The 8,147-nt window shown below is 57.9% G+C and carries 5 protein-coding genes; 1 reads left to right on the forward strand and 4 read right to left on the reverse strand.

What is annotated here, in order from left to right; genetic code table 11:
- The first annotated feature begins 33 nt into the window (after positions 1-33).
- Positions 34-2,892 carry an excinuclease ABC subunit UvrA gene (gene uvrA / locus C4542_01485; protein RJO62930.1) on the forward strand — a complete coding sequence of 953 codons (2,859 nt, stop codon included), beginning with the start codon at positions 34-36 and terminating at the stop codon, positions 2,890-2,892.
- Between the two features lie 124 nt (positions 2,893-3,016).
- On the opposite strand, the gene C4542_01490 is transcribed toward uvrA, so the two are convergent.
- The 4 genes from C4542_01490 to C4542_01505 form a co-directional block, all read right to left on the reverse strand.
- Positions 3,017-5,101: an APC family permease gene (locus C4542_01490; GenBank protein ID RJO62931.1), complete on the reverse strand. Its 2,085-nt coding sequence runs from the start codon at positions 5,099-5,101 to the stop codon at positions 3,017-3,019.
- Between the two features lie 247 nt (positions 5,102-5,348).
- On the reverse strand, positions 5,349-6,470 hold the full coding sequence (locus tag C4542_01495; GenBank protein RJO62932.1) for a sensor histidine kinase: 1,122 nt from the start codon (positions 6,468-6,470) through the stop codon (positions 5,349-5,351).
- Positions 6,457-7,176: a DNA-binding response regulator gene (locus C4542_01500; protein RJO62933.1), complete on the reverse strand. Its 720-nt coding sequence runs from the start codon at positions 7,174-7,176 to the stop codon at positions 6,457-6,459. Before C4542_01500 ends, C4542_01495 begins: the two co-directional genes overlap by 14 nt.
- A 101-nt stretch (positions 7,177-7,277) precedes the next feature.
- Positions 7,278-7,907 carry a DUF2680 domain-containing protein gene (locus C4542_01505; GenBank protein ID RJO62934.1) on the reverse strand — a complete coding sequence of 210 codons (630 nt, stop codon included), beginning with the start codon at positions 7,905-7,907 and terminating at the stop codon, positions 7,278-7,280.
- Positions 7,908-8,147: the final 240 nt, after the last annotated feature.

The following is an 8,147-nucleotide window of genomic DNA, read 5'->3' on the forward strand; positions in this document are numbered from 1 at the left end:
TCGTGCCTGATGCTACAATATATATGTAAATTTATGCCTCAAAATTCCATCTTTATCAAGGGCGCACGCGAGCACAACCTCAAGAATATCGATGTAACCATCCCCCGCGATAAGCTGGTGGTCATCACCGGCGTTTCCGGCTCGGGGAAGAGTTCGCTTGCCTTCGACACCATCTACGCCGAGGGCCAGCGGCGCTACATGGAGTCGCTGTCGGCCTATGCGCGCCAGTTCCTGGGGCGCATGGAAAAGCCCGACGTGGACTACATCGAGGGCCTCAGCCCGGCCATCTCCATAGACCAGAAGGGCGTGTCCCACAACCCGCGCTCCACCGTTGGCACCGTCACCGAAATCTACGACTACCTGCGCCTGCTCTTCGCCAGGGTAGGCCACCCCCACTGCCCGCAGTGCGGACGGGAAATCGCCATGCAGACGGTGCAGCAGATAGTGGATGCCGTGCAGGCGTTGCCCGGCGGCTCGAAAATACTCGTGCTGGCGCCCATCGTGAAAGACCGCAAGGGCGAGTACAAAGAGGTTTTCGAGGACCTGCGCAAGAGCGGCTATGCCCGCGTGCGCGTGGACGGGACAATCAAAGAGCTCGAATCCGACATAGACCTGGACAAGAAAAAGAAGCACACCATAGAGGCCGTCATCGACCGCCTGGTGGTCGGCCAGGAGGGCAACCAGAGCCGTATCGCCGACTCGGTGGAGACGGCCCTCAAGCTGGGCAAGGGCGTGGTGCTCATCTCCATTGTCGAGGGCGAGGAAATGCTCTTTTCCGAGCAGTTCTCCTGCCCGGACTGCGGCATCAGCCTGGGCGAGGTGGAGCCGCGCACCTTCAGCTTCAACAGCCCGCACGGCGCCTGTCCGGCCTGCACCGGACTGGGCATAAAGATGGAGTTCGACCCCGACCTGGTCATCCCCAACAAGGACCTGTCGCTGGCAGAGGGGGCCATCCATCCCTACCAGTGGCAGACGTGGTATTACTCACAGCTCGAAGACCTGGCCAGCCGCTATCATTTCTCGCTCAGGACACCCGTCAGGAACCTCGGCGAGGAGGCCATGCGCGTTATCCTCTACGGCGAAGGCGGCGAGTCACATGTCTACCGCAACCGCTTCGGCAAGCCGCGCACCTATTACGAAGGTTTCGAGGGCGTCATACCCAGGCTCGCCAGACTCCACCATGACACTGAGAGCGAGATGTCGCGCGCCGCCATGGAACAGTACATGGTGGCTCTGCCCTGCCAAGTGTGCCAGGGCAAGCGCCTCAAGCCCGAAGCGCTGGCCGTTACCATCGGTAAAATTAACATCGTGCAGGCATCCGGCATGTCGGTGACCAAATCCCTTGAGTGGGTCGGAAGCCTGACCGGCGCGAACACCATCCTCAGCCAGAAAGAACGCGCCATTGCCCGCGAAATACTCAAGGAAATCACCTCCCGTTTGCGATTCCTCGAAAATGTTGGCCTTGACTACCTGACGCTCGAACGCTCCTCCGGCACACTCTCCGGTGGCGAGGGCCAGCGCATCCGTTTAGCTACTCAAATAGGCAGCGGCCTGATGGGTGTTTTATACATCTGCGACGAGCCCACCATCGGCCTGCATCCGGCGGATGACTACAGACTCGTTGAGACTCTTAAAAGATTGCGTGACCTGGGCAACAGCCTGATTGTGGTGGAGCACGACGAGGCCGTCATGCGCGCCGCCGATTATATTATAGACATGGGGCCGGGGGCGGGCGAGCACGGCGGCGAAGTCATCGCCGCCGGAACGCTGGATGAGATACTCCGGTCTGAGAAATCCCTCACCGGTTTATACCTCTCCGGGCGCAAGCGCATACCCGTTCCCGAAAAACGGCGCAAGGGCTCCGGCGAGGAGATTGTCATCAAAGGGGCGCGCCAGAACAACCTCAAAAACATAGACGTGCGCATCCCGCTGGGCAAGCTGGTTGTCATAACGGGTGTTTCCGGCAGCGGCAAGAGCACGCTCATCAACGAGGTGCTTTACCGCAAGCTGGCGCAGGTGCTCTACCGCTCGCGCGAAAAACCGGGCGAAGCCGCCTCCATAACAGGCATAGAAAATATCGATAAAGTCATAGATATAGACCAATCGCCCATCGGGCGTACACCGCGCTCCAACCCGGCGACATATACCGGCGTCTTCACCCACGTGCGCGAGCTATTCGCCACCGCGCCGGAAGCCAGGCTGCGCGGCTACGAGGCCGGGCGCTTCTCTTTCAACGTCAAGGGCGGGCGCTGCGAGGCCTGCCGCGGCGAGGGCTTCATCCAGATTGAGATGCAGTTCCTGCCCGATGTCACCGTACCCTGCGAGGTGTGCCACGGCGCGCGTTACAACCGCGAGGTGCTCGAAATCAAATTCAAGGGCAAGAGCATCGCCGACGTGCTGGACATGACGGTGGAAGAAGCGCTGCGTTTCTTCGAGCATTTCCCCAAGATTAAGAATAAGCTGGAGACTCTGCACTCCGTTGGTCTCAATTACATTCGGCTGGGGCAGCCGGCGCCGCACCTGTCAGGCGGCGAGGCGCAGCGCGTCAAGCTGGCTACTGAGCTCTCCAAACGGGCTACGGGGCGCACGCTATACATACTCGATGAACCCACCACAGGCCTTTCTTTCGAGGACGTGGCGGCCCTCATGCGCGTGCTGCAAAGGCTGGTGGACGGCGGCAACTCGGTGATTATCATCGAGCACCATCTGGATGTCATCAAAAATGCAGACTGGATAATCGACCTGGGGCCGGGGGCGGGCGATATGGGGGGGAGGCTGGTGGCTGCGGGCACACCCGAGCAGATAGCAAAGCACGAGACATCTGCGACGGGCTATTACCTCAAGAAGGTGCTGGAGGGCGCCACCTCCATCCCCGCACCGCCCAAATTCTAAATCCTAATATCTAAATCCCAAACAAATTCAAAACACAAAATTCAAATTGAAAATCTTTTGGGCTTTGAATTTGATATATTGGCGCTTGTTTAGGATTTAGTGTTTGGAGCTTAGGATTTTCCGGCTATTTCTCTAAGAGGTATGGCACCATCACCAGCGTCACGTTGGGGTGTTTTTCGAAGATTTCGCGCAGGCGGGCGGCGGTGCGGTTGTGCAGGAAGCGTTCGCCGAAATGCGCCGTGATAAACTCCGGCAGCACGAGAGTGATGAAAGCCGTGGGGGACTGGCTGTGAATGGCGGCGATATAATCGCTCAAGGGCTGGATAAAGCTGCGCGTGGGAGACTCGATAATGACGAGTTTCAGGTCCGGGGCGTACTTCTGCATCTTGTCCTTGAGTTTCTGCGTGCGCTCCGGGTCGGTGGCGATATGCAGCACCACCTTCTCGGCATCGATGGTGCGGGCGAAAGAAAAAGCCCGTAGCGAAGCGTAGTTCACGTCGTCGATGAGCACCAGCACCAGTTGTTCAATTTTGGTAGGAGGCAGCTGGTCGGGTAATATACTCAACTCTTTGCCCACAAGGGTATAGTGCCGGTGTACCAGCATGAGAAGACTTACAATGATAGGTATAAGGACCACTATCAGCCAGCCGCCGGAGGTGAACTTGGTCAATATGGCGATCACCAGGACGATAGCTGTCAGTATGGCACCGGTGGCATTGATGACCATGCTCCTCTTCCAGCCGGGGGTACGCGACCTCCACCAGTGCACCACCATTCCCAAATTAGATAAACAGAAGGCCAAGAACACGCCGATGGCGTAGAGGTTTATCAGGCGGTCGACGTTACCCTCGAAGACCACCACCAGAGCGGCGGCAACGATTCCCAGGAAAAGAATGCCTGTAGAAAACACCAGCCGGTCGCCGCGGAACTTGAACTGGTGCGGCATGAAATTGTCGCGCGCCAGAACCGATGCAAGCCGCGGAAAACCGTTGAAGGCCGTATTGGCAGCCACCACCAGTATGCCCACGGTAGCGAACTGAAAGACGTAATAGAAAATGTTATGTCCAAAAACAGCCAGGGCAACCTGGGAGATGATAGTCTCCTTACCAGGCACCAGTTGCATATGGGTGGATAAAAAGGTAATGCCCAGGAAGAAAATTCCGAGCAGAGTGGCCATGATAGTGAGGGTTGTGGCGGCATTTCTAGACGAAGGTGTTTTGAAAGCGGGCACTGCGTTGGAAATAGCTTCCGTGCCGCTCATGGCCACTGCTCCCGCCGAGAAGGCGCGCAGCACTAACCACAGGGTTAACGGCGCTGTTGACACCAATACAGGCGGGGCAGTTGACGCGTGCAGTGTGCCTGTGGACGCCTTTATCACTCCCATAACGATCATAATGCACATGCCGACGATGAACAGGTAGGTAGGAATGGAAAAGACGGTCCCGGCCTCGCGCACCCCGCGCAGGTTCCCCAGAATCATCAGGCCGATGAAAAAAATACTCAACATGACTGTCAGGTTCAGGTACGGTGGTAACGATGCGGTCAGGTTGTTCACCTGCGTTTCGTGGCCTGAGGCGATGAGCGCTGAGATTACGCCCTGCGACCCGGCAACGATTGAAACGGACACTGTTAACACGTAGTCGATGAGAAGGGCCGCCGCCGCGATCAGGCCGGAGCGCTGGCCCAGGTTTTCGCTGCTGACATTATAGGAACCGCCACCCTGCGGGTAGGCGTGTACGGTCTGGCGGTAGGAAAAAGCCACAATGGAGAGCAGTATCGCCACGGCCAGAGCGGTGTACATGGATACGCCCAGGGCAGCGCTCCCCGCCACCATCAGTATGGCCAGCGAGGCTTCTGTGGCATAGGCGCTGGAGGAAATGGCGTCGGAGCCGAATACGGCCAGCGCCCTTATCTTGTTCAGACGCTGCTGGCCTTCCTCGGCTGTATAAAGCGGACGACCTATGAAGAATCTTTTGAGATTGCGGAAGCCGCGCTCTAAACTGTTTTGTGGAATCTCTTTTTCAGGCTTGGCCACGAAATAGCCCGGTCCGGCCTTGATAAAGCGGCTGACGCGCTTAACCCTGGCATAAGATTCACCAGGCCGCGCGCCGCGGTGCGTCTCAATACTTATCAGGTCGGGGTTGAGCTTGCCGATGTCTTCCTTTTTTCCGTTAGAGCTCGAGCTGCCGTTATTCGTATCAGGGCTCATATTTTATGCAATTATATTCCTACTATTACCGCAGACGCAATGACACTCGAATACGCTTATTGGATTGTATATTTATAGCACTTTTTGAGGGAGCACGCCACAAGTGGGCCGTTTAAGGTAAGGTTGTCTCTTCAGCCGACAGGCGACGGGATGGGCTAAGCAGGGGTTTCTATTCGGAACTCGAAGGTGCGACTGACCGGTTGCAACCTCCATGAGGATAGCTATCCCGGCACGAGGCATCGTGCCTCTACATTTCCGGCAGGCTGAAGGAAAAGGTGCTGCCTGCGCCGGGTTTACTTTCCATCCGGATGCTGCCTCCCTGTGCTTCCACAAGCTGTTTGGCGATAGCCAGCCCCAGCCCCGAGCCGCCGGTGGAACGCGAGCGCGAGCGGTCCACCCGGTAAAACCGCTCGAAGACCAGCGGCAGGTTTTCCGCCGGTATACCCTGCCCGTGGTCGGCTACGGAAACCGCCACGTTTCCCTTCTCAGAGATAACCTGAACCTCTATGCTGCGGCCATCAGGGCTGTATTTAAGGGCGTTGTCTATCAGGTTGCGCAGCACCTGCGCCGTACGGTCGGCATCCGCACTGACCAGCTCGATTTTGGAAGGAATCGAGAGTTTTATCTCTATCCCGCGCGTGGAGGCCACGGCTTTGAACGAATCCACCACTCTGGCACTCAGCTTGCCGAGGTCCAGCGGCTGCAAATCGAATTTCAGTTGCCCTGCCTCGGCCAGCGACAGCGTGCGCAAATCCTCGACCAGGCGCGCCAGCTCGAGTGTTTCGCCGTGCAGGGTGTCCAGCGTCTGGCGGTTATTGGGTAGCACGCCGTCAATCATGCCTTCTATGTTGCCCTGCAGCACAGAAATAGGTGTGCGCAGCTCGTGGGCGATGTCGGCTATCATGTCGCGGCGCAGGTCGCGGTCGTGGCGCAGCGTGGCGGCCATGTTGTTGAAAGATTCCCCCAGGTCCTGCACCTCGCCGTAACCCTGCGCGTCCACTTTTTGCTCCAGGTCTCCCGCAGCCACTTTATGCGCCGCATCGGCGATCTGGTCCAGAGGCTGTGCTATCTGGCGCGAAAAAAGCCAGCCCAGCACGAGCGACAACACCACTCCCGCCGCTCCTGCTATCCACAGGAAACTCGCTATGCCGCTGAGGTAATCCTGCCGCGCCTGTAGCAGCGGCTGCCCCATCATGCCGCCCATCATGCCGCCCATCATGCCCATGCTTGTGATGAACGTATCGAGTTCGCTGTTGCCCGAACGGTAAGCCAGGATGGCCGCCAGAGCTATCCCCGATACCGAGACCACCAGGAAAGCTGCACTCAGTCTGAAAGAAAGACTGTTCCAGTAGCTTCTAGTCTTCTGCACAGCGCGCCTCCTCCAGTTTGTAGCCGACACCCTGCACGGTAACGATATTGCACCCCTTGCCGCCACTGGTAGTGGAGAGCTTGTGCCGGATATTTTTAATATGGGCGTCGATGGTGCGGTCGTAGCCCTCATAGGCCATGTCCATGGCGCGCTCGAGGAGCTGCTGGCGGCTGAGCACCCGTCCGGCCGACTGCGCCAGCGCCAGCACGATACGGAACTCGGTGGCGGTCAGACTGACCGCCTGTCCGTGGCAGGTCACCTCGAAACGCTCCGGGTCGATAGTCATCTCGCCGAGGCATATAGGCTTGCCGCCTGATTCAGCCGGTTTCTGAGATCTCCTCAAGACCGCTTTTACCCTGGCGGTAAGCTCGCGCGGGCTGAAAGGTTTAACCACGTAGTCGTCGGCCCCCAGCTCCAGACCTACCAGCTTATCGGCATCCTCGGCTCTCGCCGTCAGCATGATGACCGGCACCTGCGAACTTCGCCGTATCCCGCGCAGAACGTCCAGGCCGTCAAGTTCCGGCATCATGATATCGAGGATTATCAGGTCGGGTTTTTCGCGGCGGAAGGCTTCCAGCGCCCGTTTCCCGTCCTGGGCCTCCGTCACCTGGTAGCCATCCTTTAACAGATAGCTGCGCACGATGGAGAGCACCTTGGGTTCGTCGTCCACCACGAGGATGCGGCCTTTTGTAGCTATCGGGTTCATACTATCCATTGTAACCTGCCTGTAGTCTGTGTCAAGCCTTTGTGAAAAAAAGTGAGGCGGCAGTTACGCCGCCTCAACTCTTTCTCTTGTCTTGGTTAGGCTTACCAGCCCATCATTCCGCCGAAGCCCCGGCCTCTGCCGCCCATCATGCCGTAGCCGTAACCGGTTACAGGAGTGTTGGTGCCATTAAGGCCGTTGCCGAAGCAGCCGTAACCATTGCCGGTTCCAGATGTCGTGACGGGAGCGGCGATTGAGAGAGCAGCCTCGACGCGGGTGCGCAAATTGGCGATGATGGTGTTGGCCTGGTCCTGAGTTACGTAGCCGTATTTTACCATCAGATTCACCATGTCGGTCTGAGCGGCCACGATGGTATCAACCACCTTGGACAGGTCGACCTTCTGAGCCGTGGCGATAGCGGCAATGGTTTCGCCATTCTGCAGGCGCTGGACGAACTGGTCGTAGGTGATACCGAGCGTTGTAGCCACGCGCTGCAGGGTGACCTGGTCACCGAGAGCCAGCCCGCCGCCGCAGAAGGCGGCGCCGTAGCCCATGTAAAGGCTGTTAGTAGCGGCTGCCAGAGACGGCTGAACCGCAACCGGGGCTGTCTGGACGGCCGTCTGCGCCTGTGCAGGTATGTCCTTGGCCAGGGCCGGAACGGCTATCAGCGCCGTGGCGGCGATGGCGATGGTGGCAAGTGCGAGAGCGATAATCTTTTTCATTTCTTCCTCCATTTGTGGGATGCTTCTGCACCCCTTCGATTTATACTCACTATACCAGCGCGGTATGAAGATATTATGAAGACCGTATGGAGTTTAGATGAATTTGGAGAAATCCAATTCTTCTTAAGGAAGAAGATTCTCTGCACTCTATTTTGTCATTGTCGGGCTTGACCCGACAATCCAGGCCGACCCGAAGGGCAGGGACCCACGTGCTTGCACGTGGGTGAATGTCGCGATGGCGATATAAGGTAG

The sequence above is a fragment of the Dehalococcoidia bacterium genome, assembly GCA_003597995.1.
In the GTDB taxonomy this organism is placed as follows: Bacteria; Chloroflexota; Dehalococcoidia; order Dehalococcoidales; family UBA1222; genus SURF-27.